Here is a 24,363-nt window from a genome sequence, read left to right on the forward strand (position 1 = left end):
TGCTTTTGCCATGCATGGCGAAAACAATGGTGGCCACCACTTTTCGATGGGTCGATGGCTTGTCACAAAGGGCGATACCGTGACATTAAGCTCAGTTCACAGGGCTTGATGTTGGAAACGATGTTGGAAATCCTTACATCGTGGGAACATAGAAACAGGGAGTTAGCGTAATGGGTTCTTTTAGCATGTGGCACTGGCTGATCGTTCTGGTCATCGTGCTGTTGTTGTTCGGTCGCGGCAAGATTCCGGAACTGATGGGCGACGTTGCCAAGGGCATCAAGAGCTTCAAGAAGGGCATGACGGACGAAGACGCGCCGGACACGGCAAAGACCGTCGATCACAAGGCCGACGAAACGAAGTAACCAAGTCCGGGAAAAAGCGCAGCCCCCGCGCTTCCCGTCCAGGAGCCTTGCATGTTCGATATTGGCTGGACCGAGCTTTTGGTCATCGCGGTCGTACTGATCGTGGTCGTCGGTCCCAAGGATTTGCCGCCGATGCTGCGCGCTTTCGGCAAGATGACGCAGCGCGCCCGCAAGGTCGCGGGTGAATTCCGTGCGCAGTTCGATGAGGCGTTGCGCGAAGCGGAACTTGACGATGTCCGCCAGACGATCAGCGACGCCCAGAAACTCAACCCGGTCAACAGCCTGCGCGAGGCGATGAATCCGCTTCGCCAGATGGGCAACGAGATCAAGGCCGACCTGCAGAAGTCGACCACGGTCACGGAGAACAAGACCGAGGTGCCGCCCGACGCTGTTGCAGCCCCGACGCCGTCGATGAGCTTGCCGGAAACGCCGCCATTGGTAGCGACACCTGCGCCGTCGGAACCCGTCGCAGCAGCGATTGTCCAGGCCGATACGGTTGCCGCCAAGCCGAAGGTTGTGCGCAAGCCGCGCGTCAAGGCTGCCGATAAGGTCGATGCTGCGGCTGCCGTTGCCGTGCCTGTGGAAAAGCCGAAACGCACGACGGCAGTCAGGAAGCCTGCAACGCCGAAGAAGCCGGCGCAGACGAAGAAGGACGAGGCATGAGCGGTGATATCGAAGACAAGCCGCAGCCGTTGATCGAGCACCTGATGGAGCTGCGCACGCGGCTGATGTGGTCGATCGGCGCCTTTTTCGTCGCCTTCATCGCATGCTTCTTTTTTGCCAAGCATCTCTTCAACTATCTGGTCATACCCTACAAGACAGCCGTCGTGTGGGCGCATCTCGACGTCGAGAAAGCCCAGCTCATCTACACCGCGCCGCAGGAATTCTTCTTCACGCAGGTCAAGGTGGCGATGTTCGGCGGCCTTGTGGTCGCGTTCCCGATCATTGCCGCCCAGGTCTACAAGTTCGTGGCGCCGGGTCTCTACAAGAATGAGCGCCAGGCTTTCCTGCCGTTCCTGATCGCCTCGCCGGTCCTGTTCCTGATGGGCGGCGCGCTCGTCTATTTCTTCTTCACGCCGATGGTCATGTGGTTCTTCCTGTCGATGCAGCAGGCGCCAGGTCATGACGAAATAGCGATCTCGCTGATGCCGAAGGTCTCGGAATATCTGAGCCTGATCATGACGCTGGTCTTCTCCTTCGGCCTCGTCTTCCAGCTTCCCGTCGTCACCACGCTGCTTGCTCGTGTCGGTCTTCTGACGTCGCAATGGCTCGCCGAAAAGCGCAAGTTTGCCATCGTCCTCGCCTTTGTTGTCGCCGCCGTGCTGACGCCGCCGGATCCGATGTCCCAGATCGGCCTTGCGATACCGACGATCCTTCTCTACGAGATTTCCATCCATGCGGCGCGACTCGTGGAGCGCCAGCGTGCCCGGCAGGCGGTCGAAAAGGAAACTGGATCCGCAGACGTTGCCAAGACGGACAGCGTCTGAGCTGAGATCTGGAAATCCCTTCATGAACGTCGTCGACTGCATAATCCTTAAATCGGAATCGGTTTAAGGATTATGCAGCAATTCAAAGTGTTACAGCGTCCCTTGCGCGTCTGAAAAGACACGGCGGCGCTGTAATATCCGGTCGAGGTCCGATCAGGCTTTGGCCGGGCCACCTCTGTTGCAACGACCTGGAACGACGATGCTCGATATCAAATGGATCCGTGAGAATCCCGAAGCGCTCGATGCCGCCCTTGCCAAGCGCGGCGCGGAGCCTCTGGCACAAAGTCTCGTTGCCCTCGATGAAAAGCGGCGCTCCGCCGTCCAAAGGGCGCAGGACTTGCTGTCCCGCCGCAACCTCGCCTCCAAGGAAATTGGCGCGGCGATGGCCCAGAAGAATAGCGAGCTTGCCGAGAAGCTGAAGGCCGAGGTGTCTGAACTGAAGACCCTGCTGCCGGCGATCGAGGAAGAGGACCGGCAACTGACGGCCGAACTCAACGACGCGCTCTCGCGCATCCCGAACATACCTTTCGACGACGTCCCGGTCGGCAAGGACGAGCATGACAATGTCGTCACCCGCACCGTTGGCGAAAAGCCGCGCTGGAACCACGCACCGAAGGAGCACTTCGAAATCGGCGAAGCGCTCGGCTATATGGACTTCGAGCGCGCCGCCAAGCTCTCCGGCTCGCGCTTCACAGTTCTGACCGGGCCGCTCGCCAAGCTTGAGCGGGCACTCGGCCAGTTCATGATCGATCTCCACACCAGCGAGCACGGCTATACCGAAGTTAGTTCGCCGCTGATGGTGCGTGACGAGGCCGTTTATGGCACCGCCCAGCTGCCGAAATTCGCCGAGGATCTCTTCAGGACGACGGACGGCCGCTGGCTGATCCCGACGGCCGAAGTGACGCTGACCAATCTGGTGCGCGAAGAAATCCTCGATCAGGAAAAGCTGCCGCTCCGCTTTACCGCGTTGACGCCGTCCTTCCGCTCGGAAGCGGGCTCCGCCGGCCGCGACACGCGCGGCATGCTGCGCCAGCATCAGTTCTGGAAATGCGAGCTTGTGTCGATCACCGATGCCGAGAGCGCCGTTGCCGAGCATGAACGCATGACCGCCTGCGCCGAGGAAGTGCTGAAGCGCCTCGGCCTGCATTTCCGCACCATGACGCTTTGCACCGGCGATATGGGCTTCGGCTCGCGCAAAACTTACGATCTCGAAGTCTGGCTGCCGGGGCAGAATGCCTTCCGTGAAATCTCCTCCTGCTCGGTCTGCGGCGATTTTCAGGGCCGCCGAATGAATGCGCGCTACCGCGGCAAGGAAGACAAGAGCAACAGGTTCGTCCACACGCTGAACGGTTCCGGCACGGCCGTCGGCCGCTGCCTGATCGCTGTCCTTGAAAATTATCTGAACGAGGACGGTTCCGTCACGATTCCGGACGTTTTGCTGCCCTATATGGGCGGATTGACCAAGATCGAACGGGCGGCCTGAGGCGATGCGCATCCTGCTTACGAATGACGACGGCATTCACGCCGAAGGCCTTGCAGCGCTGGAGCGGATCGCGCGGACGCTGTCCGACGATGTCTGGATCGTCGCGCCCGAGACCGACCAGAGCGGCCTTGCCCATTCGCTGAGCCTCTCCGAACCGTTGCGGCTGCGCAAGATTTCCGACAAGCATTTCGCCCTGCGCGGCACGCCGACCGATTGCGTCATCATGGGCATCAGGCAGGTGATGGACATCAAGCCGGATCTAGTCCTGTCTGGCGTCAATTCAGGCTCGAACGTTGCCGACGATGTGACCTATTCCGGCACGATCGCCGGCGCCATCGAAGGCACCATGCAGGGCGTGCGCTCGTTTGCGCTGAGCCAGGCCTATCTCTATGAGGACGGCGCGCGCATCGTGCCCTGGGAGGTCTGCGAGACGCATGCGCCGGCTCTTCTGGAAAAGCTGATGGTCCTGGACCTGCCGGAGGGTACGTTCCTCAATCTCAACTTCCCGAACTGCCGTCCCGACGAAGTCAATGGCGCCGAGGTGACCATGCAGGGCAAGCTCGCCTTCAATCTGCAGGTCGACGCCCGCTCCGACGGCCGGGGCTTTCCTTACTACTGGCTGAAGTTTGGCGAACGCGCCGGCGCCTTCGTTGAAGGCACCGATATTCACGCCCTGAAGCATAATAAGATTTCGGTAACGCCTTTGAAACTGGATCTGACCGATTATTCCGTGACGGACCGCGTGGCGCGGGCCTTGGGATACGGAGCACAAGTTTGACGGCAAGACTGGCGGAGAAGGAGGGCTTTGCTGCACTCGTCCTCAGATTGCGTGCCGAAGGCATCTCCGACCTCGATCTGCTGACGGCGGTCGAGCAGACGCAGCGCTCATTGTTTGTGCCGCCGCAATATGCCGACGACGCCTATTCAAGCCGGACGATCCCGATCGAGTGCGGCTCCTTTCTCGAAGGCATCGATTTTGCCGTCCGCATCCTGCATCACCTGAAGCTCAAGCCCGGCCAGCGCGTCCTGGAGATCGGCACCGGAAGCGGTTTTACCGCCGCCGTCATGGGCCGCATGGCCGAGCGTGTCCTGTCCATCGACCGCTACAAGACGCTGACGACGGCAGCGCAGCGGCGCATGGAATCGCTTGGTCTGCGCAGCGTCATCATTCGCCATGCCGACGGCAGTGCCGGCATGCAGGGTGAGGGCACCTTCGACCGCATCCTGGTGACGGCGGCCTTCAACGCGATGCCGCGCTTTTATACCGACCAGCTCGTTTCCGGCGGCTCGATGATCGCGCCGCTCATGATTTCCGAGAACGAGTGTCGCATGGTGCGGCTGACGAAAACCGGCAGCCGTTTCGAACGCGAGGAACTGTTCGAAGCACCCTATCTGCCGATCGTTCCGCGCCTTGCCTCACTGCTGTAGACACGGGTGTTGTCGGGCCGATCGGCCTGATATCTGACAATCAGAAAAAAGAGCACGAGGTTGTGCGAAAGCCGCTCAGGCTTTTTTGGCATCATGCGCGGCACACTGCGATTTTTCACCCGTAAGCTATGGTTATCAACTTCTCAAAAATATCGCACTGATTCCAGCATCTTAACCGCGTGGTAATACTAACGCGTTTTAATAGACTCACAAATGGTTGCGTTCTCAGTGGGTCGAGTCATGCGTTTCAGTCTTTCGCCAAAGTTCGGGAAGTCGGCCGGTAATCTTCTGGTTGTTGGCCTGCTGGCAAGTGCCGCAACGGGCTGCAGTTCCGATGTGACACGGTTTGGCGGCTTGTTTTCCTCCTCCGGGCAGGACCAGATCACCACAAGTTCTATTCCGCGCAGGAATATGAACGGTTCTCAGGGCGATCCGGTGCCGCGCGCCGATCTCGGCGGTTCGGCCGTTGCCAGCCAGTCGGGCTATGGCGGCGGCAATGGCGCGCTGAACCAGCCTTATCCCGCACGCCAGGGTTACGATCCGACCCGCACGTCGAGCTCGAGCGCACGTCTCGCTTCCGCGCCGGTCTCGGTGCAGCGTTCAGATCTGGCCGCGCCGACGGCCGTTGCTCCGTCCCGGCAGCGGGAAAAGGAAGTCGCGCTCGCCCAGCCTTTCCCGGCTGCGCCGCAGGCCGAAAAGCCCCGATTGGTGGCGCCGGCGGCACCGAAGGTGACGCCTGATACGCTGACGACCGGCACGACGCCGAAGGTTTCCGGCTGGTCCGCGACCAACGCTCCTTCGGTAACGCTGCGTCCGGGTGAAAGCATCGCTACGCTCTCCAGGCGTTTCGGCGTTCCGGAAAAGGAAATCCTGCGCGTCAATGACCTGAAGACGGCATCTGCCGCCCAGCCGGGCCGGGCGATCCTCATTCCGACCTTCAATGGCGGCAATGCCGCCAAGGCGGCATCGCAGGCGGCTGACCTTTCCAAGCCCGGCAAGATGCCGGAGGCGCCGAAGGCGCCTGAGCAGAACGTTGCCGTCATTCCGGGCGCCAATTCCGCCCGCGACAAGACGCTGGCGAGTGCCGATGCCACCGGCAAGCTTCCCGTCGGCGCCGGCAAGGATCCGAAGGCACCTGCCGGCACCTATGTCGTCAAGCAAGGCGATTCCCTGGCAAAGATCGCCAAGGCGACCGGCAGCAATGTCGACGACCTCAAGGCCGCCAACAATCTTTCGGCCAACTCGCTCCGCATCGGTCAGGCTCTGAAGATCCCGAACGGCACCGCCGACAATATCAAGACCGCCTCGATCCCGGCCGAGAAGGTCGATCCGAAGCCGACCCAGCCGGCGGCTACCCTGCAGACGGCTTCCGTGCAGCCTGCGCCCTATAAGGCACCGGCCGCCACCCAGACCGTCGACGATGCCGAGAAGAAGTCGGACGTCAGCTCTGCCGCGCCGGAATCGACCGGCATCGGCAAATACCGCTGGCCGGTGCGCGGCCAGGTCATTGCTTCATACGGCGCCAACGTCAACGGCAACCGCAATGACGGCATCGACATCTCGGTACCGCAGGGCACGCCGATTAAGGCCGCTGAAAACGGCGTCGTCATTTATGCCGGCAACGGCCTGAAGGAACTCGGCAACACGGTTCTCGTCCGTCACGACGACGGCACCGTCACCGTCTACGGCAACGCCGACACGCTGAGCGTCACCCGCGGCCAGAAGATCCAGCGCGGCCAGACGGTTGCCGTCTCCGGCATGAGCGGCGACGTCAAGCAGCCGCAGGTCCATTTCGAGGTGCGCAAGGACGCGTCCCCGGTCAACCCGATGACTTTCCTGGAATAGGTACTGCGTACCAGGAAACGCAAAAGCCCGGCCACCAGCCGGGCTTTTGTCATTTAATGCATGTCGCGCAAAAGTGCGCAGCGGTTTTGGGATAAACGACAAAGACCCAAAACGCGTCGCGTGAATTCGGATTGACGCGCGACGCGCTCTAGCCCCGATCGATGTGAACGCGCATGCGCCCGGCTAGGTCCTGTATATACTGCCAGGCGACGCGGCCGGAGCGTGCGCCGCGCGTCGTTGCCCATTCCAGCGCCTCGGCATGCATCTTGCCGCGTTCGAGCCCGAGCTTGAAGTGATCGGCATAGCCGTCGATCATGCCGAGATAATCCTCCTGGCTGCATTTGTGGAAGCCGAGCCAGAGGCCGAAGCGGTCGGAAAGCGAAACCTTTTCCTCGACCGCCTCCGACGGATTGATCGCCGTCGACTGCTCGTTTTCCATCATGTGGCGCGGCAGGAGATGACGCCGGTTGGAGGTGGCGTAAAAGAGCACATTGTCCGGCCGCCCTTCGACGCCGCCGTCGAGTGCTGCCTTCAGCGATTTGTAGGCGGTGTCATCGTGATCGAAGGAGAGATCGTCGCAAAAGACGATCACACGGTACGGCGTGTCCTTCAGGAGATCGAGCAGATGGGGGAGGGTGGCGATATCCTCGCGATGGACTTCGACCAGCTTCAGCAAGGCACTGCTTTCGCGCCTGACATCCTCGTGTACGGCCTTGACCAGCGAGGATTTGCCCATGCCGCGCGCCCCCCAGAGCAGCACATTGTTGGCGGCATAACCCTCGGCGAAACGCACCGTATTCTCATGCAGGATGTCGCGCACATGATCGACGCCGCGGATGAGCGTCAACGCCACCCGGTTCGGTCTCTTGACCGGCTGCAGATGCTGGCGCAAAGGCGCCCAGACGAAGCAGTCGGCAGCATCCCAGTCGTTGAGGGCGGGTGCCGGTCCGGCAAGACGCTCGACGGCGTCTGCGAGCCGTCTAAGTTCGGCGAGCAGGGCGGTGTTGATTTCCTCGGTCATCGGTGGCCTCCTGATTTCTCACTGCGGCAATCCGCTTTAATCTTTCGATGCCGGGTAGCATGGCGTTTTGACGGCGGAAAGGTTATGAGGCAGCGGAATCGGTACTGTTTCCGGCTGTTTCTGTTGCATTCATCGAAGCGGTAACTATAGTCCGGCAACCTGAAAAGAGAGGCGGAGTTCCGCCGCCCAAGCCTGAGGAGTTTAGCATGTTCATCACCCCGGCATTCGCCCAGAGCGCGACCGATACCGCAACGGGATTCGGCGGTTCCGGTTTCGAAATGATCATCCTGTTCGTGCCGCTGATGGTCGTCTGGTACTTCCTGCTGATCCGTCCGCAGCGCGCACAGGCAAAAAAGCGTGAGGAGACCCTGAAGGCAATTCGTCGCGGCGACCAGGTCGTCACCGGCGGCGGTCTCGTCGGCAAGGTCACCAAGGTTGTCGACGAAAAGGAAGTCGAAGTCGAGATCGCCGATGGCGTGCGCGTGCGCATCGTCCGCAGCGGCATCTCCGAAATTCGCGTCAAGGGTGAACCGGTCAAGGCCGACGCGGCGTAACAAGCGATAACGGCAGGACCGCCGGATCGGAAGATCGTCGAGAGAATGTTGCATTTTTCCCGCTGGAAAACACTTCTGATTTGGCTGGTCGCGTTTGCGGCCATCGCCATCGCTGCGCCCAATCTGTTGACTGAGGCGCAGCGATCCTCCCTGCCGGATTGGTTGCGGCACGACCGCGTAGTGCTTGGTCTCGACCTGCAGGGCGGCTCGCATATCGTTCTGAAGGTCGAGCGTTCCGATATCGTCAAGGACCGCCTGGAAGAGGCGGTCGCCAATGTGCGCAACGCGCTGCGCGGCGCTGGCATCCGCTATACCGGGCTGACCGGCAATGACCAGACCGTCACCGTCCGCATCACCGATCCGGCGCAGACACAGGCGGCGGTCGATCTCCTGAAGCCTTTGACGACGGTTGGCGGACATTCGGGACCTGGGGTCGCGCTGCAGCAGGGCGCGGAGGGGCAGCTCTCGCTGCAGATTTCCGACGCTGGCATTACCGCTGACGTCGCTTCCGCGCGGACCCGGTCGCTCGATATCGTTGGCCGCCGCATCGCCGGATTCGGCTATGATAATTTTCTCGTTCGCCCGGATGGCGCCGACCGGATCGTCGTGCAGGTGCTGGGATCGGTCGATGCTGAGCGGCTGAAGAACATCCTGAACCAGCCGGCCAAACTTTCCTTTCATCTGATCGACGAAAGCATGTCGGGGCAGGAGGCGCTGAACGGCCGTTGGCCGGCGACATCGCAGGTGCTCTATTCGCTTGACGACCCGCCGGTACCTTATCTGGTCGACCGCACGGCTTTCGTCACCGGCAGCAACATGGTCGATATCGAGCCTGTCGTCGATCAGCAGACGCAGGATACCGCGATTGCCTACCGTCTCGATGCGCAAGGTACGCAGCGGCTGGCGCAGGCGACGGGGCAGAATATCGGCAAGCACCTTGCCATCGTCTTCGACGACCAGGTGATGTCGTCACCGGTTATCGATGCGGCAATCACCGGCGGTGAGGGCCGGATTTCGGCGAATTTCTCGGAAGATGGCGTCCGCGACCTTGCGATCATGCTGCGCGCCGGCGCCTTGCCGGCGACGCTGACCAGCGTTGAGGAACGCAGCGTCAGCCCGAGATTCGGCGCCGATTCCATCTTCAGCGGCCTTGTTGCCGGTCTCGTCGCCGTCGTGCTGGTCGCGGCACTGATGATCGCGCTTTATCGCATCCTAGGCATCATCGCCGTCGTCTCGCTCTTCTTCAACCTGATGCTCATCGTTGCGGTGCTGAGCCTTGCCGGCGCGACGCTCACCTTGCCCGGGATTGCCGGCATCGTGCTGATTGTCGGCATGGCGGTCGACTCGAACGTTCTGATCTACGAGCGTATCCGCGAAGAGGAGAAGACCACCCATTCCTTTGCGGAGGCCGTCGGCCGCGGTTTCTCACGCGCATTTGCAACGATCATCGATGCGAATGTGACGATCTTCATCGCCGCCATCATCCTCTTTTTCCTTGGCAGCGAATCCATCCGCGGCTTCGCGGTGACGCTGGCGGTCGGCATCCTGACGACTGTTTTCACGGCTTTCACCCTGACGCGCTCGATCGTTGCCGTCTGGCTGAGAGCGCGCCATCCTCGACATCTGCCGAAGAGCGTTCTGGCGCATCTTTTTGAACACGCCAATATCCGCTTCATGGGAATCCGCCGTTATGTCTTTACGGCGTCGGCGGTCATTTCGCTGATTGCCATGGCCGCCTTTGCCACCGTCGGCCTGCATCTCGGCATCGATTTCACTGGCGGCTCGCTCATCGAGGTGACGGCGAAGCAGGGCAATGCCGACATCGCCGATCTCCACTCGCGCCTCAATGATCTCAATCTCGGCGACGTGCGCGTCGAGCGCACGGGCGGACCGTCGAACGCGCGGATCCGCATCGCTTCCCAGGGCGGCGGCGAAAATGCCGAGCAGTCGGCGGCGACGCTGGTGCGCGGCGAGCTCCAGGAGGACTATGATTTTCGCCGCGTTGACGTCGTCGGACCCGCGATCTCGGGCGAATTGACGATGATGGCGACGCTCGGCGTGCTTGCAGCACTAGCCGCGATCCTGATCTACATCTGGATCCGCTTCGAATGGCAGTTCGCGGTCGGCGCCATCGTCGCAACGCTGCACGACGTCATCATCATGCTTGGTCTCTTCGTCCTCACCGGTATCGAGTTCAACCTGACGAGCATCGCCGCCGTGCTCACCGTCGTCGGTTATTCCCTGAACGACACGGTCGTGGTCTATGACCGAATGCGCGAAAATCTCAAGCGATACAAGAAGATGCCGCTGCCGATCCTGATCGATGCCTCGATCAACCAGACGCTGTCGCGCACCGTTCTAACCGCGGCGACGACGCTGACCGCCTTGCTGGCGCTCTTTCTCTTTGGGGGCGAAGTCATCCGCTCCTTCACCTTTGCGATGCTCTTTGGCGTCGCTCTCGGCACCTTCTCTTCGATCTATATCGCCGCTCCTGTCTTGATCGTCTTCCGGCTGCGGCCGGAGGCTCCCGACGGGGAAGAGAGCAACAAGACGGATGCCGGTGTAAAATCCGGCACGGTGGTTTGAAACATGGCAAAAGGCATAGAAATCCGCGCCGCGCATTTCCCCGGCCGCGCTCCGATCGATGCTTACGGCAATGGCGGCTTTCGCTTTGCCGACATGTCGCATCGTGGCTCCATCCTTTGCCTGCCCTCCGGCATTCATGGCTGGGACATGGATATGTCGAAACCGCTGTCGCCTGAAAATTTCCGCCGCGTGCTTGACGAGGCTAGTGATATCGAGGTTCTGCTCGTCGGCACCGGTACCGAGCTTCGCCGCCTGCCCGAGGAATTGAAGCTGGCGCTGAAATCGCGCGGCATCTCCTCCGATCCGATGAGCACCGGGGCCGCAGTGCGCACCTTCAATATCATGCTCGCCGAGCAACGTGCCGTCGCCGCGGCGTTGATTGCGGTCTGACGATGACCGAAGCGCATATTGCGACGAACCAGGAGATCTGCCTGGCGATGCTGCGTGAGAGCGATCGCGACCGCTACCTCGCCTGTCTGCTGTCGCCAGAGGAAAAGCGCGGCGCGCTTGCGGCTCTCTATGCCTTCAATGCCGAGCTTGCCCGCATCCGCGATCTCGTGCACGAGCCGTTGCCCGGGGAGGTGCGGCTACAATATTGGCACGATCTTCTGGAGGGCAGCGCACACGGCTCGACGGCGGCCAATCCCGTCGCCGCGGCGCTTCTGATGGCGATTGAAACGCACCGCCTGCCGCGCAAGACGCTGATCGACATGATCGGGGCCCGCACCTTCGATCTCTATGACGATCCGATGGAGACACGTCTTTCGCTTGAAGGCTATGCCGGCGAAACGGCATCCGCGCTGATCCAGCTCGCAAGCCTGGTGCTTTCGCCGGAGGAGGCCGCACGCTCGGCCGACGCCGCCGGCCATGCCGGCGTCGCCCAAGCGGTCGCCGGGCTGTTGCTGCTGATGCCGCTGCATCGCCGCCGTGGCCAGATCTATATTCCGCTGCAGATCCTGTCCGCCACCGGTCTCGACCGCGATGCCTTCCTCGCCGGCGAAGACCGGCCGCGCATTTCTGCCGCCATCGAGGCCTTCGCCGGCCTCGGTCGCGAACATCTGGCAAAGGCGAGGGCGGCGGGGCCGATTGCGCTGGCTGTCTTTCCGGCCTTTCTGCCGGCGACGATTGCCGAACCGGTGCTCATCACGGCGCAGAAACGGGGCGCCTTGCTGTTTGACCGGCCGCTGCAGCTGCCGCAATGGCGCCGCCAGCTGCGGATGGGGCTGGCTGCCGCACGCCGAAAAATCTGATATCGGTCAAATTCGCGCAAGTCTCGCGCGCTACAAGGCTTCCACCGCTACCCTTTGAACGGAGACTCGGCGTGGGCATTATCGTCTGGTGCGTCCTTTTCGCCATCGTCATTTTCATTGCTTTCGTGGCAACGCGCATGGCCGCGCAGAACAAGGAAGACGGCCTGCATGACACGGGCCTCGCCATCATCGAGTTCGGCCGCGCCTTTCCGAACGAGGCGATCCGTCAGCTGCAGACGACGGAAAATGGTCAGGCCGTCTTCGTGCGCCTGCACGACAACAAGGCGGGCTTCATGCGCAACATGTCGCGCCATTTCGCCTGCCATCTGATCGAGCCGGGTCGGGTGCGTGTCGTGGGATCGGAGACGGGCCGGGGACTGGTGATCGACTTCCTCGATGCACCCTATCACAACGGCGATTTCGAATTCGCTTCCGCCAAGGAAGCCTCGGAGGTTTCGCTCTGGCTGCTCGGCAATTATATCGCCGAGCCGGATAAGGACCTGCCGCCCGGCAATATTTCGGCCGCGACCAAGCAGTAATGCAGGTCGCCCAAAAGTGTGCAGCGCTTTTGGGCGACATGCATAAAAGCAAAGACTTCACGCGGGTCGCACGAGCCGGGTCCGATGCACTTGAAAACGCCGGTCAGGCGCTTTCGGCAAGCGTCGGTTCTTGACCGAGCCAGGTCGCGCAGTCGGCAAGAGCACGCCGCGCGATCAACTGCCGCTTCATAATCGTCTTGTCCTTGCCGCGGAAGCGCTTGACGCCTTCAGGTTTGACGATCGAGCCCGGCTGGAGCTCCGGAAACAGCCCGAAATTGATGTTCATCGGCTGGAACGATCGTTTGCCCGGCTCCTCGTCGGTGACGATGTGCCCACCGGTGATGTGGCCGAGCAGCGCGCCGAGCGCCGTCGTCGCCGGCGGTAGCGAGATCGCCTCGCCCTTGCGTTCGGCGGCGGCGAAACGCCCGGCCATCAGCCCGACGCTAGCGCTTTCCACATAACCCTCACAGCCGGTGATCTGGCCGGCAAAACGCAGGCCGGGCCGCGATTTTAGCGTCAGTGACCGGTCGAGCAGGGTTGGGGAGTTGATATAGGTATTGCGGTGCAGGCCGCCGAGACGGGCAAATTCCGCATTTTCCAGACCCGGGATCATCCTGAAAATGTCCGCCTGCGCGCCATATTTCAGCTTCGTCTGGAAGCCGACCATGTTGTAGAGCGTGCCGAGTGCATTGTCCTGCCGCAGCTGCACGACGGCATAGGCCTTGACTGTCGGGTTATGCGCGTTCGTCAGCCCCATCGGCTTCATCGGTCCGTGGCGCAGTGTCTCGCGGCCGCGTTCAGCCATCACCTCGATCGGCAGGCAGCCGTCGAAATAAGGCGTGCCCTCCCATTCCTTGAAACCGACCGTGTCGCCTGATATCAGCGCGTCGACGAAGGCATTGTACTGCGCCTCGTCCATCGGGCAGTTGATATAATCCTTGCCGGTGCCGCCAGGCCCGACCTTGTCGTAGCGCGACTGATACCAGCAGATATCCATGTCGATGCTCTCGCGGTAGACGATCGGCGCGATGGCGTCGAAGAAGGCGAGCGAATCCTCGCCGGTTTCTGCCTGGATGGCGCTCGCGAGCGACGGCGCCGTCAGCGGTCCGGTGGCAACGATGGCAAGATCCCAGTCACTGGGCGGCAGGCCGGTGATCTCTTCACGCACGACGGTGATGAGCGGGTGGTCATGGACCGCCTTGGTCACCGCCTCGGAGAAGCCGTCACGATCGACGGCGAGCGCACCGCCGGCCGGTACCTGGCACCGATCGGCAGCGGTCATGATCAGCGAGCCCGCCATGCGCATCTCTGCATGGATGACGCCAACGGCATTGCTGGTCGCATCGTCGGAACGGAAGGAATTGGAACAGACAAGTTCGGCCAGGCCGTCGGTCTTATGCGCATCCGTGCCACGCACCCCCCGCATTTCATGCAGGATGACCGGAACGCCGGAACTGGCGATCTGCCAGGCGGCTTCCGAACCGGCAAGCCCGCCGCCGACGACGTGGATGGGGGAATAGGAGGAGATCGTGTTCATCCTGGGCTGATATCATGTCGGCAGGTGCGATCCAACACCCGGGAATCAAAAACGGCGCCTTCGTGGCCCAGTACCCCGGAATCAAAAACGGCGCCTTCGTGGCGCCGTCTTGGAAGCATCGTACTCGCTATTAGCGGAACGAGCGGGATGCAATATTGCGGATGTCGTAGCGGCTGACGCCGATATCGGACAGGGTCTGGTTGGAAAGGCCGCCGAGTTCGTTGAGCGTACGACGGTAGCTGAGCCAGCTTTTTGCAATGCGGATCGGGTTCATTGTCTTCTTCCTATGTCCGCGGGACGGCGGGATCGCCTGTCTCTCTGCGGTTGATGTTTATATAGGCGATATCAGTCCGATTGTGCAGTGCAAATAAAAGGCGTCTGCCATGCAATTGTGCAATGTGATGCTCGACAATTAGGCGGTGAATATTTTTTGAGCGGGCTAATCAAGCGGAAAACATGCAACCGCCGCGGCCACCACGTGCAGACAAAAGAAAACGCCCGCTGTGGGTACAGCGGGCGTTTCGATCGAGAACAATCGTGCTTGGGAGGAGCGGCGATCGCCTTGAATTAGCGGGAAGAAGCCTCACGGGCAACGCGATGGATGTCCGAACGGTCGATGCCGAGATCGTGCAATTCGCGGTTGGTCATGCGGCCGAGTTCCGTGACGGTCTGACGATACTTGCGCCAGTTATTGAAAGAGCGAGAGAAGTTCATGTTAAGCCCCTTTCCGAGGGTTTCATCTGCCAGCAGCCACCGATCGGCGCTGACCTCTATTTGATGACCGGAATATATGTTGCGGCGCGAAAGACTAAAACAGCCAAGTTTTCAGATCACCCATGCAAATGATGCAATGCTCAAAGGGTATTTGACGCAGACTTACCGTTTTTTGGTCAACGAATAGGCAGAATGACTTTTAGGAGAGCAGGTCGATTTGGAGGGGCGAATGGGGTGCCGCAGCGGAGAACGCCGCTCCCTCCGCCAGTTCCGCCCGTCCTTCTGCAACAAAGAGGCGTTCCGCTTCGGATCGGAAGTCGCGCATCTGTTCACGGGGTTGGTGGGGCGGTGTGACGCAATGTGGCATTGACGGCGTCACACGACGAAAATCCTTCAACCATCAATGCTTTAATAAAGCTTTGGCTCAACAAAAACGCCCGCCGGGGGAGGATCCGGCGGGCGTGTGATGGTGACTGACAACTGGGAGGAGGAGTGTTGCCAGTCTATCGCAGCGCGCTGGGAGGAGGAGTGCGCAGCTGCGAATCTCGTCACGGACAAAGCATCCGCGGGCATCCGGCTGGAGCCGGGCCGGGGCGCCATCCCCGCGCTTCGATGTTCTGATCAATAGTATGACTAATGAGTATTGTGCAGTGCAATAAATTCATGGGGGATATGCAAGGATCGCATGCCTCTCCGACCATAAGCTTATATTAGCGCTTCTGCCGTTAGCGGCCGGTTAACACTCGATACTATTTAGACCAATGAGGAACTTGTATGTTTGTCGCAACAGCGTTTGCGAACGCCCTAGCTGCGTCTATAACGGCGTGAGCCGCAGCGCCGCAGTCGACGTTCCGGAAATCAAGGGGTTGAGCATGTATCGCGGCAGATTGGAGCGGGATCTCTCGCTTTGGGTGGGCAAGGGCCTGCTCGGGCAGGAAACGGCAGGTGCGCTTCTCGCCGAATATGACAGCCGCCCTGCAAGCTTCAGCCTCGGCAGGGTGCTGATGGCGCTGGCGGCGGTACTGCTTGCCGCTGCCATCCTGTTGGTCGTCGCCTCCAACTGGGAAGCTATCCCGCGCCTTGTCCGCGTCGGCGGCATCCTCGCCCTGATCTGGTTGGTGCATATCGCCGCTGCCCGGATGCTTGCCCGCGGCGCGACAGCGGCCGCAGGTGGCTTGCTGGTCATCGGCGCTATGAGTTTCGGCGGCGCCATCTCGCTGGTCGGGCAGATGTATCACCTCTCCGGCGACGAGCAGACGGTGATGTATCTCTGGTTCGCGATCGCGACGATCTCGGCGATCCTGTTCCGTTCGGGTGCCGTGGCAGTCGTCGCGGGCTTCCTCTCCTGGGCGTCCTTCGCCGTCTATCTTGAGAACAACGACACACATTGGATAGGCTTCGATCCCTGGATGGCGCCTCTCATGGCGGTGATCGTCATCGGGCTGGTGCGGTATACCGGCGCCGAGCGGGCTCGCCATCTGGCCTATCTGCTGCTGATCGGCTGGCTCGCCTGGCTCTATACTCTTTATGAGGAGATCGCCGTGGCGCTAGCCTTCGCGATCGGCGGAATGGCGGCCTTTGTCCTGACGGCGGTGCCGCTCCCGCGTATCGCCTCCTTGATCAGGAGCGCCAGTGCGGCTCCGGCCTTCTACAGCTTCCTTGTCGCTGTAATCGGCTTCCTGCTGCTGCATATCGAGATCGAGGATGGCTGGCGGCTGGTGGTGCTAGGAGTGGCGACGCTTGCCGCTTCCGTGCTGGCGATCGCCCTGCACGGCAGGGATAACGGCGCGGTGCGATATCTCGCCTATGCGACCTTTGCCGCCGAGATGCTTTATCTCGCCTCCGTCACCGTCGGCTCCATCCTCGGCACGTCGAGCCTCTTCCTTTTCTCCGGTCTCGTGGTCGCGCTGGTCGCCTGGATGGTCATCCGTCTCGAACGGCGTTTTTCGGCGAATGCCCAGGGGGAGCGCGCATGAGCTCGTTCATGGCAAAGCTGCAATCCGGCAAGGGCTATCTGCTTTCGGCCATCATCGTCGCCGGTCTGCAGACCCTTATCCTCGGCACGATCATCCAGAGCCGGGCGTCGATCCTCAGCAACGGCGCCGAGGTGCTGTTGAAGACGGCGCCCGTCGATCCGCGCGATTTCTTGCGCGGCGATTATGTCGTCTTGAACTACGACATTTCCTCAGTGCCGGTTCAGACGGTTTCCGGCGGGATTCCGGCCGAGGTTGGCGAACGGGTGTTATGGGTTCGGTTGAAGAAGCAGGAGGACGGTTTCTGGACAGTCACCGAATCGTCCTTCCACGAGCTGCCTCCGCAGCCGGAGACGGTGATCCTGCGCAGCCTGCCATTTTATAGTGGCGCACTTGCCGCCGGGGACAATATGCGTGTCGAATACGGCATCGAGCGCTACTACGTTCCTGAAGGCAAGGGCAAGCCGATCGAGGAGGCCCGCAACGACGGCAATGTCGCAATATCGGTGCGTGTCTCGGCTGATGGAAGCGCGCAAATCCGCAGCCTTCTCGTTGACGGCAAGGCGGTTTACGACGAGCCGCTTTACTGATCCGACGGCACTTCGGAGGAGGGCGGCTGCAGGGCCGCAGGTCCCCTGTCATTTGCCGTTCATTTTTCCTTTGCCTCGACCAAATCGGGTGATATAGAGACGCCGCGCTCCGGAAGGCCTCATGCGCAGGCATAGGCATGCGGTTTTGTGAACGCGGGTATGGTGAAATTGGTAGACACGCCAGATTTAGGTTCTGGTGCCGCAAGGCGTGGGAGTTCAAGTCTCTCTACCCGCACCAAGCTGTTTGCAGGCGGGAGACTGAAATCGGTTGGCTTAGGGCAGCCGAGAGTTGTCCCGAACACCCCGCGAGTGCCGTTCCCCTTTGGGCGGAATGATACAGGAATTGGGAAAAGCCACGCGCGGCAGGATCGCCGGCGTCGTGCTCATCGAAACGAACGGCGTCTGGGCACGGCCGCCACGAAATGAAGGTAGGAAGACATGCAGGTTATCGAAACGCTCGCTGAAGGGCTGAAGCGCGAAATCAAGGTCGTTATCCCGGCCAAGGACATGCAAGACAAGATGAATGAGCGTCTTGCAGATGTGAAGGACAAGGTTCGCATCAACGGCTTCCGTCCGGGCAAGGTACCCGCTGCTCACCTGAAGAAGGTCTACGGCAAGTCGATCATGGCCGACCTCGTCAACGAGATCGTCCGCGAGCAGCCGGCCGCCATCCTGTCCAGCCGCGGTGAGAAGTCGGCCACGCAGCCGGAAATCGCCATGACGGAAGACAAGGACGAAGCCGACAAGATCCTCGCTGCCGAGCAGGATTTCGAATTCACGCTCTCCTATGAAGTTCTGCCGCCGATCGAACTGAAGTCGGTCAAGGGCATCAAGGTCACGCGCGAAGTCATCGACATCTCGGACGACGAAGTCAACGAGCAGGTCCTGAAGGTCGCCGAAAGCGCCCGCGCCTACGAGACCAAGACCGGCAAGGCCGCGAACGGCGACCGCATCACCATGGATTATGTCGGCAAGGTCGACGGCGAAGCCTTCGAAGGCGGCACCGACCAGGGCGCCGAACTGGTGCTCGGCTCCGGCCGCTTCATTCCGGGCTTCGAAGACCAGCTCGTCGGCGTCAAGGCCGGCGTTGAGAAGACCATCACCGTGACCTTCCCGGCCGACTACCCGGCCAAAAACCTCGCCGGCAAGGAAGCGACCTTCGACGTGTCAGTCAAGGAAGTCGCAGCACCTGCCGATGTCGAGATCAACGACGAACTCGCCTCCAAGCTCGGCATCGAATCCGCCGATCGCCTGAAGGAAATCGTCCGTGGCCAGATCGAATCGCAGTACGGCTCGCTGACCCGCCAGAAGCTGAAGCGCCAGATCCTCGACCAGCTCGACGAGATGTACAAGTTCGAGACCCCGAACTCGCTCGTCGACGCCGAATATAACGGCATCTGGAGCCAGGTGAACAACGACCTCGCCCAGTCCGGCAAGACCTTCGAGGACGAAGACACGACTGAGGAGAAGGCTCGAGAGGAATACAAGACGCTCGCCGAGCGCCGCGTTCGCCTCGGCCTCGTTCTCTCCGAAATCGGCGAAAAGGCCGGCGTCGAGGTCAGCGAAGACGAGATGCAGCGCGCCATTTACGATCAGCTGCGCCAGTATCCGGGCCAGGAAAAGCAGATCCTCGAATTCTTCCGCAGCCAGCCGGGTGCCGCCGCGTCGATCCGCGCGCCGATCTTCGAAGAGAAGGTCATCGATCACCTGCTGACCGAAATCGACGTCACCGACAAGAAGGTGACGAAGGAAGAGCTGCTCGCCGAGGAAGAAGGCGAGGCGAAGGCCGAGACCAAGAAGGCCGCGCCGAAGAAAAAGGCTGCCGCCAAGGCAGAAGCAGCTGACGCCGGTGAAGGCGAAGAAGCCGCACCGAAGAAGAAGGCTGCTCCGAAGAAGAAGGCGGCTGACGAAAGCGCCGAATAATCGCTTTTCAGTCCTACAGCGCCGCGCGTCATTTTAGACGCGCAAAGGACGCTGTAACACTTTGAATTGCCGCATCCTGAAATCGGATTCCGATTTAAGGAATCATGCAGTAAAGTTTGGAAGGCCTCGCCATCGTGCGGGGCCTTTTTCTATTATACAGGGCAGTTTCATTCTCGTCGCCTACTCCATTGTGTTTATTCACTGTGAACAACAAAGGGTTGCATTTAAGTATAATTAGATGCAGATTTCGCTGATGGTGGAGGGACCTGAAAATGACTGCAAAGCATGACATGAAGAAGCTCGTGGAAGAAATTTATGCTGTGCGTGACCGCGGCGATGTCGACGCTACGCTGGCGCTGATCGGCGAGGATTGCACCTTTCGCATGGTCGGCAATACACGGATGGCGCCTTTTTCGACTGAATCAAGCGGGCATGCTTTTCGCCAAGCGATAACCCAGCTCATCACAGTGTGGGATCTATCGAATATCAGGACAGCCGGCATCTATGTGGACGAAGATGAGCAAATGGTCTTTGCCCATCGCGAAGGCGAGGTCAGGCATATCCCATCGGGCGTGAGCTTCCATACGGAATTCGTCGACAAGATCCATTTCCGGGATGGGAAACCCGTCAAGATCGTCGAATTCGTCGACACGCTGCAAGTGGCCGAGACGACCCAGATGATCCAAGTCGCTTAAACGGCCACTGAATTCGGAGCCTTCAAAGCGCGTTGTCAAACTTGATTCAAGCGACGCGCTTTAGCGGCATGCATTGGCTTAGAGTTTGATGCCGCCATGTTTTCGGGCGTCATCCGCGTTCAAGAATTACCGCTCAATGCGCTGTCAGTTGCGCGACTTTCCTGACATGGCTGACGGCTGCGGCGCCGCCGGCGGTCTGTGTGAAGAGGTGGAGCGTTTCTTCTTCGTCGTCGGCAACAGGCGTCAGGGCCTGATCCATATAGGTCTTCGACTTCGCATCCCTTGAAATCAGGAATGCCGAAATCGTCAAGCCAATGATCGTGCCGGCGAGCGAAGCATGTTTTCTGAAGGTTTCCCAGGCAAAACGCGGCCAGAAGACCAGCGGATTCTCGCGCGGCAGGTCCGGGCGCCGCTCCGACGGGGTCTTCAGGCGCAGCAGGCCGCTTTGCAGCGGATGCACGTTTTCTAGCGGCACGGTGGTCGCGAAGGAGACGAGAACCTTGACAAGCCTTGCGAGCGGTACCCCCGTCGCCACAGCGCGGCGCAGCAGCGTCTTCATATGATCAGGCGAATAATAGAGCGACCAGGCCTCGTGGTAGATGTCTTCCCATTCCTGCTTGCTCATTTTGGGATGCGCGGTGCAGACGTGCTCGACATCGTAGATATTGAGATCGGCATCCATCTCGATGCCCTTCTTCCACAGGACCTGATGGTCCTCGGAACCGGGCAGCGGCGTCAGGATGAAGAATTCGATGACGTCGAGCGGCAGCTCTTCCTGGATGATCGTGATGTCGCGGCGGATCGATTCCGGCGTATCGGCCGGGAAGCCCAAGATATAACCGGCAAGCGTCATGATGCCCTGTGCCTTCCAGGCGAGCAGCATCTTGCGGTATTCAGTGATCTTGTTCTGGTTCTTCTTGGCGGCGGTCAGATTGTCCGGATTGACGTTTTCGAGGCCGATGAAGACGCGGGTGACGCCGGCGCGCCTGGATTTCTCGATGAAGTTAGGGATCTTGTGGCAGAGCGTGTCGACCTGGATCATCAGGCCGAGCGGAATGCCGTCCCGCTCCTTGAGCTCGATCAGCCGGTCGAAGATCGCTTCCCAATCCTTGTTGCGGGCGAAATTGTCGTCGGTGATGAAGAATTTGTGGATGCCCTGCGCCCAGTTCATTCGCACCAGTTTCTCGACGTCGTCGGCCGAACGGAAGCGTGACTTGCGTCCCTGCACATTGATGATGGTGCAGAACGAGCACTGATAGGGACAGCCACGCCCGGCATCGAAGCTGGTGCTGAGCCCGAGCGTGCGCTGGATATTGTCCTTCGGCAGGAAGGGAACCGGCGTGCCGCCGATGCCCGGAAGGTCGTTCATGAAATTGTAGAGCGGCTTCAGTTCGCCGGCGGCGGCGTCGCGCAGCACCATGTCGAGCCGGCCCTCGGCCTCGCCGGCAAACATCGAGATGCCCATGTCGCGGCAGGCGTCGAGCCCGACCGCCTTGCCATCCAGCATCGACAGGCAGCCGGAAACATGAAAGCCGCCGATCGAAACCGGCAGGCCGGCATCCCGGAACGGCCGGGCGATATCGAGGGCGCGCGGATACTGGTTGGTCTGGACGCCGACGAGCGCGATCATGCCGAAATTGTCGTGGCGCTTGAACTGCGCCAGCAGTCCGGCGACATCGATCCGGGTGTTGGTTTCGTCGATCACGGTGATGTCGATCGCCGTATCGTCGCCGAGCACCTTGCGCTCGGCACATTCGGCGGCGATGCCGTAAAGAGCCGCAAGCGAATTGGAGGGGATCATCGCCCGCCACCAGCGGATGACGTAGCCGTCATCGTCATAATGCGACGGCTTGATCAGGATCAGCTGAAAACGTCGCCGCGCAGCTTCTAAGACATGGGACAAGAGTATCTATCTTTCTTTAGAAGCTTTTGCCCGAAGGCAAAATGGCGTTGAAGGCATATAGCAGGCACGACACATCAATGCGATTTAGGAGGTCAAACTAAGGCGTAAAAAACGGCACGGCGCGCAAACGCTCCGTGAAGTGTATCATTCCTCAATATACTACCCGATATCGAGCAGCAATGCGCGATGGTCGGAGACTTCGGGTGCCACGACCACTTCGAATTTGGCAACCTTCACCTCCGGTGTCACCAGCATGTAGTCGGCAAAGCGGCCCTGCTTCAGATAGTAGGAGGTTCGCGTGTCTACAAGGCCGTATCCGGTGACGAGATCGGAAAGCCCGAGTCTGGCAAGAATCGTAAAGGTCGCGCTGTCGGGCAGCACGTTGAAATCGCCGCAGACGACGAGCCTTTCGTCGCCGGGCCAGACGCGCTCGATGAGCCTGATCAGCGCTACGGCCTGCTCGTCGCGCGCTGCGGTGTCGCCCTTGCCTGCGGGGTCGCGCAGGCCATGCATGTGGGCGATAGTTATGGTTGAAGCATGCTCATGGCTGAAGAGGCGGATGCAATGGGCGTTTCGCGGTCGCGGATGTTCGCCCCAACCATCAGCGGAAAAACGGCCATGCACGAAGTCCAGCCCCTGGGCGATGACGGAGTGGGTTTTGCGCACGAAGGTCGCCAGCCCGAATTCGGCGACAATGACGGTATCGCCATCGAAAAGCTCGCCTTTCGAGGTGGGGCAGAAGAAGCCGTCGTGGCCGGGCAGGGCGGTGCTGATTTCGGTAAAGAGATTGAAGCGCTGCGGCAGCTCCAGCCCCACATCCCGATAGATCGACCATCCGCAGCTCGTACCCGGCGTCCGCAGCACCTCCTGCAGGCACAGCACATCGGGATCTGCTTGCCTGACATAGCCGATCAGAGCCTCATGCAGTCTGCCGCCCCATGCGTTCAGGGAAATGATGCGCAATGTCGTTCCCGGATTTGCTGTCTACGCGACGGACTTAGAGTTCCGACTTGATGTCGCCCATCCGGTTCCAGGCATCGAGCCCAGCGATCTTGTAGGCTTCGGCGAGCGTCGGGTAGTTGAAGGTGTTTTCGACGAAATATTCGACGGTCCCTTTGAGATTGAGCACCGCCTGGCCGATATGCACCAGCTCGGTGGCGCCTTCGCCGACGATATGCACGCCGAGCAGGCGGCGCGTCTTCAGCGAGAAGATCAGCTTCAAAAGCCCGGTGTCGAGGCCCATGATATGACCGCGTGACGTCTCGCGGAAGCGGGCGATGCCGCATTCATAGGGAATGCCGCGCTCCTTCATCTCTTCTTCGGTGAGGCCGCAGGTCGAAATCTCCGGCACGGCATAGATGCCGTAGGGGAAATATTTCGGCGGTTCCTTGGCGACCGCGCCGATCGCGACGCGGGCGGCGATGCGGCCCTGTTCCATCGAGGTCGAGGCAAGGCTCGGAAAGCCGACGACGTCGCCGGCGGCATAGACATTGGCAACCGATGTCTGAAAGGTTTCCGGATTGACCTTGAGGCGGCCGCGGCTGTCGGCTTCGAGGCCGATGGCCTGAAGGTTCAGCGCATCGGTCGCCCCCATGCGGCCGGCGGCGAAAAGCACCATGTCGGTCGTCAGGCGCCGGCCGCTGTCGAGCGTCAGCTCGACCTTGCCATTCTCAAGCGTCTCCACCTTGTCGGCCTTCTGGCCGAGCAGCAGCTTCATGTTGCGGTCGCGCAGCTGGTAGGTAAAATCCTCGATGATTTCCTTGTCGATGAAGTCGAGCATTGTCGCCTTCGGGTCGATCACGGTGACAGCCGTGTCGAGCGCGCTGAAGATCGTCGCATATTCGATGCCGATGACGCCGGCGCCGATGACGACCATCGATCGCGGCAGGTCCTGGATGTCGAGCAGTTCGTCGCTGTCAAGCACGGTCTTGCCGTCGAAGGGTATGTAATCGGGGCGGAAAGGCTTTGTGCCGACGGCAAGCAGCACGCTGGCGCCGGTGACCTGCGTGGTCTCGCCGTCATCCTTGATCACCTGCAGCGTCGACGCATCGATGAAGCTCGCCTTGCCGCGAATATGCTGCACGCGGTTGCGGGCGAACTGGTGTTCCAGCACCTCGACCTCGTGGTTGAGCGTAATCAGCAGGCGGCGGCGCAGGTCATCTGCACTGATCTCTTCCTTGACGCGGTAAGACCGGCCGTAGAAACCACGTTCGCGCCAGCCGGAAAGATTAAGTGCGGTCTCGCGCAGCGTTTTGGAAGGAATGGTGCCGGTATGCACGGACACGCCGCCGACACGTTTGCCCTGCTCGATGACCAGCACTTTCTTGCCGAGTTTTGCCGCTTGGATCGCGCCGCGGCGCCCTGCGGGACCGCTGCCCACCACAACGAGATCGTACTGAAGCATCATCAAGCCCCGGATTGGAAAGGAATCATTTTGCGACGCAAAATGTCGCCCGTCCATCGTTAGCCGGTC

Annotated in this window: 23 protein-coding genes and 1 tRNA gene; 17 read left to right on the top strand and 7 right to left on the bottom strand. The window is 60.6% G+C overall.

Annotated elements, in window-relative coordinates; genetic code table 11:
* Nucleotides 1–170: 170 nt before the first annotated feature.
* The 7 genes from BS629_RS05750 to BS629_RS05780 all read left to right on the top strand — a co-directional run bounded on the left by BS629_RS05750 (nt 171) and on the right by BS629_RS05780 (nt 6,605).
* On the top strand, nt 171–362 hold the full coding sequence (locus tag BS629_RS05750) for a twin-arginine translocase TatA/TatE family subunit (RefSeq protein ID WP_003538990.1): 192 nt from the start codon (nt 171–173) through the stop codon (nt 360–362).
* Between the two features lie 51 nt (nt 363–413).
* Complete coding sequence (gene tatB / locus BS629_RS05755; RefSeq protein WP_018241796.1) at nt 414–1,025, top strand: Sec-independent protein translocase protein TatB; 612 nt, start codon at nt 414–416, stop codon at nt 1,023–1,025.
* Nucleotides 1,022–1,849 (top strand): twin-arginine translocase subunit TatC, encoded by an 828-nt coding sequence (gene tatC / locus BS629_RS05760; protein ID WP_018241797.1) that lies wholly within the window; start codon nt 1,022–1,024, stop codon nt 1,847–1,849. Before tatB ends, tatC begins: the two co-directional genes overlap by 4 nt.
* Before the next feature lie 199 nt (nt 1,850–2,048).
* Entirely contained in the window at nt 2,049–3,332 is a 1,284-nt protein-coding gene (gene serS, locus BS629_RS05765; RefSeq protein ID WP_018241798.1) for a serine--tRNA ligase, read from the top strand.
* 4 nt (nt 3,333–3,336) lie between these two features.
* Complete coding sequence (gene surE / locus BS629_RS05770) at nt 3,337–4,110, top strand: 5'/3'-nucleotidase SurE (RefSeq protein ID WP_018241799.1); 774 nt, start codon at nt 3,337–3,339, stop codon at nt 4,108–4,110.
* Complete coding sequence (locus tag BS629_RS05775; protein ID WP_018241800.1) at nt 4,107–4,760, top strand: protein-L-isoaspartate(D-aspartate) O-methyltransferase; 654 nt, start codon at nt 4,107–4,109, stop codon at nt 4,758–4,760. The genes surE and BS629_RS05775 overlap by 4 nt, the downstream gene beginning before the upstream one ends.
* Nucleotides 4,761–5,000: 240 nt before the next feature.
* Nucleotides 5,001–6,605 (top strand): M23 family metallopeptidase, encoded by a 1,605-nt coding sequence (locus tag BS629_RS05780; RefSeq protein ID WP_026188371.1) that lies wholly within the window; start codon nt 5,001–5,003, stop codon nt 6,603–6,605.
* Nucleotides 6,606–6,753: 148 nt separating this feature from the next.
* Here BS629_RS05780 and BS629_RS05785 read toward each other — a convergent pair whose 3' ends face one another.
* On the bottom strand, nt 6,754–7,626 hold the full coding sequence (locus BS629_RS05785; RefSeq protein ID WP_018241802.1) for an ATP-binding protein: 873 nt from the start codon (nt 7,624–7,626) through the stop codon (nt 6,754–6,756).
* A 206-nt stretch (nt 7,627–7,832) separates the two neighbouring features.
* Here BS629_RS05785 and yajC point away from each other — a divergent pair, with 206 nt between their 5' ends.
* The 5 genes from yajC (at nt 7,833) to BS629_RS05810 (ending at nt 12,555) form a co-directional block, all read left to right on the top strand.
* Entirely contained in the window at nt 7,833–8,180 is a 348-nt protein-coding gene (gene yajC, locus BS629_RS05790; RefSeq protein WP_003558894.1) for a preprotein translocase subunit YajC, read from the top strand.
* 45 nt (nt 8,181–8,225) lie between these two features.
* On the top strand, nt 8,226–10,766 hold the full coding sequence (secDF, locus tag BS629_RS05795) for a protein translocase subunit SecDF (protein WP_018241803.1): 2,541 nt from the start codon (nt 8,226–8,228) through the stop codon (nt 10,764–10,766).
* A 3-nt stretch (nt 10,767–10,769) separates the two neighbouring features.
* The gene (locus BS629_RS05800; RefSeq protein ID WP_018241804.1) at nt 10,770–11,156 is read left to right on the top strand and encodes an Mth938-like domain-containing protein; all 387 of its coding nucleotides are present in this window, start codon (nt 10,770–10,772) and stop codon (nt 11,154–11,156) included.
* A 2-nt stretch (nt 11,157–11,158) separates the two neighbouring features.
* Entirely contained in the window at nt 11,159–12,016 is an 858-nt protein-coding gene (locus BS629_RS05805) for a phytoene/squalene synthase family protein (protein ID WP_018241805.1), read from the top strand.
* Between the two features lie 71 nt (nt 12,017–12,087).
* Entirely contained in the window at nt 12,088–12,555 is a 468-nt protein-coding gene (locus tag BS629_RS05810) for a hypothetical protein (protein ID WP_018241806.1), read from the top strand.
* Between the two features lie 103 nt (nt 12,556–12,658).
* On the opposite strand, the gene trmFO is transcribed toward BS629_RS05810, so the two are convergent.
* The 3 genes from trmFO to BS629_RS05825 all read right to left on the bottom strand — a co-directional run bounded on the left by trmFO (nt 12,659) and on the right by BS629_RS05825 (nt 14,806).
* Nucleotides 12,659–14,092 carry a methylenetetrahydrofolate--tRNA-(uracil(54)-C(5))-methyltransferase (FADH(2)-oxidizing) TrmFO gene (gene trmFO, locus BS629_RS05815; RefSeq protein WP_018241807.1) on the bottom strand — a complete coding sequence of 478 codons (1,434 nt, stop codon included), beginning with the start codon at nt 14,090–14,092 and terminating at the stop codon, nt 12,659–12,661.
* 130 nt (nt 14,093–14,222) lie between these two features.
* Nucleotides 14,223–14,366: a DUF1127 domain-containing protein gene (locus BS629_RS40465; protein WP_003573524.1), complete on the bottom strand. Its 144-nt coding sequence runs from the start codon at nt 14,364–14,366 to the stop codon at nt 14,223–14,225.
* A gap of 293 nt (nt 14,367–14,659) precedes the next feature.
* Complete coding sequence (locus tag BS629_RS05825; RefSeq protein ID WP_010067591.1) at nt 14,660–14,806, bottom strand: DUF1127 domain-containing protein; 147 nt, start codon at nt 14,804–14,806, stop codon at nt 14,660–14,662.
* An 872-nt stretch (nt 14,807–15,678) separates the two neighbouring features.
* Here BS629_RS05825 and BS629_RS05830 point away from each other — a divergent pair.
* The 5 genes from BS629_RS05830 (at nt 15,679) to BS629_RS05850 (ending at nt 19,987) form a co-directional block, all read left to right on the top strand.
* Nucleotides 15,679–16,782, top strand: a complete 1,104-nt coding sequence (locus BS629_RS05830) for a DUF2157 domain-containing protein (protein ID WP_018241809.1) — start codon at nt 15,679–15,681, stop codon at nt 16,780–16,782.
* Complete coding sequence (locus tag BS629_RS05835; protein WP_018241810.1) at nt 16,779–17,369, top strand: GDYXXLXY domain-containing protein; 591 nt, start codon at nt 16,779–16,781, stop codon at nt 17,367–17,369. The genes BS629_RS05830 and BS629_RS05835 overlap by 4 nt, the downstream gene beginning before the upstream one ends.
* Before the next feature lie 153 nt (nt 17,370–17,522).
* Nucleotides 17,523–17,607 (top strand) — tRNA-Leu (locus tag BS629_RS05840).
* A gap of 200 nt (nt 17,608–17,807) precedes the next feature.
* Complete coding sequence (gene tig, locus BS629_RS05845; protein WP_018241811.1) at nt 17,808–19,292, top strand: trigger factor; 1,485 nt, start codon at nt 17,808–17,810, stop codon at nt 19,290–19,292.
* A 272-nt stretch (nt 19,293–19,564) separates the two neighbouring features.
* Complete coding sequence (locus tag BS629_RS05850) at nt 19,565–19,987, top strand: nuclear transport factor 2 family protein (RefSeq protein WP_018241812.1); 423 nt, start codon at nt 19,565–19,567, stop codon at nt 19,985–19,987.
* Nucleotides 19,988–20,120: 133 nt separating this feature from the next.
* Here BS629_RS05850 and BS629_RS05855 read toward each other — a convergent pair whose 3' ends face one another.
* From BS629_RS05855 to sthA, 3 genes are all read right to left on the bottom strand, one after another.
* Entirely contained in the window at nt 20,121–21,890 is a 1,770-nt protein-coding gene (locus tag BS629_RS05855) for a B12-binding domain-containing radical SAM protein (RefSeq protein ID WP_018241813.1), read from the bottom strand.
* Nucleotides 21,891–22,049: 159 nt separating this feature from the next.
* The gene (locus tag BS629_RS05860; RefSeq protein WP_018241814.1) at nt 22,050–22,853 is read right to left on the bottom strand and encodes an endonuclease/exonuclease/phosphatase family protein; all 804 of its coding nucleotides are present in this window, start codon (nt 22,851–22,853) and stop codon (nt 22,050–22,052) included.
* Nucleotides 22,854–22,887: 34 nt separating this feature from the next.
* Entirely contained in the window at nt 22,888–24,294 is a 1,407-nt protein-coding gene (gene sthA / locus BS629_RS05865; protein WP_026188372.1) for a Si-specific NAD(P)(+) transhydrogenase, read from the bottom strand.
* Nucleotides 24,295–24,363 lie beyond the last annotated feature (69 nt).

The organism is Rhizobium leguminosarum bv. viciae USDA 2370, from assembly GCF_002008365.1.
GTDB lineage: Bacteria > Pseudomonadota > Alphaproteobacteria > Rhizobiales > Rhizobiaceae > Rhizobium > Rhizobium leguminosarum.

Excerpts from the sequence above, each read along its gene's own strand:
- sthA (WP_026188372.1), bottom strand. The coding sequence starts at position 24,294 with ATGCTTCAGTACGATCTCGTTGTGGTGGGCAGCGGTCCCGCAGGGCGC.
- BS629_RS05785 (WP_018241802.1), bottom strand. The coding sequence starts at position 7,626 with ATGACCGAGGAAATCAACACCGCCCTGCTCGCCGAACTTAGACGGCTC.
- tatB (WP_018241796.1), top strand. The coding sequence starts at position 414 with ATGTTCGATATTGGCTGGACCGAGCTTTTGGTCATCGCGGTCGTACTG.
- surE (WP_018241799.1), top strand. The coding sequence starts at position 3,337 with ATGCGCATCCTGCTTACGAATGACGACGGCATTCACGCCGAAGGCCTT.
- secDF (WP_018241803.1), top strand. The coding sequence starts at position 8,226 with ATGTTGCATTTTTCCCGCTGGAAAACACTTCTGATTTGGCTGGTCGCG.
- BS629_RS05835 (WP_018241810.1), top strand. The coding sequence starts at position 16,779 with ATGAGCTCGTTCATGGCAAAGCTGCAATCCGGCAAGGGCTATCTGCTT.
- BS629_RS05850 (WP_018241812.1), top strand. The coding sequence starts at position 19,565 with ATGACTGCAAAGCATGACATGAAGAAGCTCGTGGAAGAAATTTATGCT.
- serS (WP_018241798.1), top strand. The coding sequence starts at position 2,049 with ATGCTCGATATCAAATGGATCCGTGAGAATCCCGAAGCGCTCGATGCC.
- BS629_RS05750 (WP_003538990.1), top strand. The coding sequence starts at position 171 with ATGGGTTCTTTTAGCATGTGGCACTGGCTGATCGTTCTGGTCATCGTG.
- BS629_RS40465 (WP_003573524.1), bottom strand. The coding sequence starts at position 14,366 with ATGAACCCGATCCGCATTGCAAAAAGCTGGCTCAGCTACCGTCGTACG.
- BS629_RS05805 (WP_018241805.1), top strand. The coding sequence starts at position 11,159 with ATGACCGAAGCGCATATTGCGACGAACCAGGAGATCTGCCTGGCGATG.
- tig (WP_018241811.1), top strand. The coding sequence starts at position 17,808 with ATGCAGGTTATCGAAACGCTCGCTGAAGGGCTGAAGCGCGAAATCAAG.
- trmFO (WP_018241807.1), bottom strand. The coding sequence starts at position 14,092 with ATGAACACGATCTCCTCCTATTCCCCCATCCACGTCGTCGGCGGCGGG.
- BS629_RS05825 (WP_010067591.1), bottom strand. The coding sequence starts at position 14,806 with ATGAACTTCTCTCGCTCTTTCAATAACTGGCGCAAGTATCGTCAGACC.
- tatC (WP_018241797.1), top strand. The coding sequence starts at position 1,022 with ATGAGCGGTGATATCGAAGACAAGCCGCAGCCGTTGATCGAGCACCTG.
- yajC (WP_003558894.1), top strand. The coding sequence starts at position 7,833 with ATGTTCATCACCCCGGCATTCGCCCAGAGCGCGACCGATACCGCAACG.
- BS629_RS05780 (WP_026188371.1), top strand. The coding sequence starts at position 5,001 with ATGCGTTTCAGTCTTTCGCCAAAGTTCGGGAAGTCGGCCGGTAATCTT.
- BS629_RS05830 (WP_018241809.1), top strand. The coding sequence starts at position 15,679 with ATGTATCGCGGCAGATTGGAGCGGGATCTCTCGCTTTGGGTGGGCAAG.
- BS629_RS05800 (WP_018241804.1), top strand. The coding sequence starts at position 10,770 with ATGGCAAAAGGCATAGAAATCCGCGCCGCGCATTTCCCCGGCCGCGCT.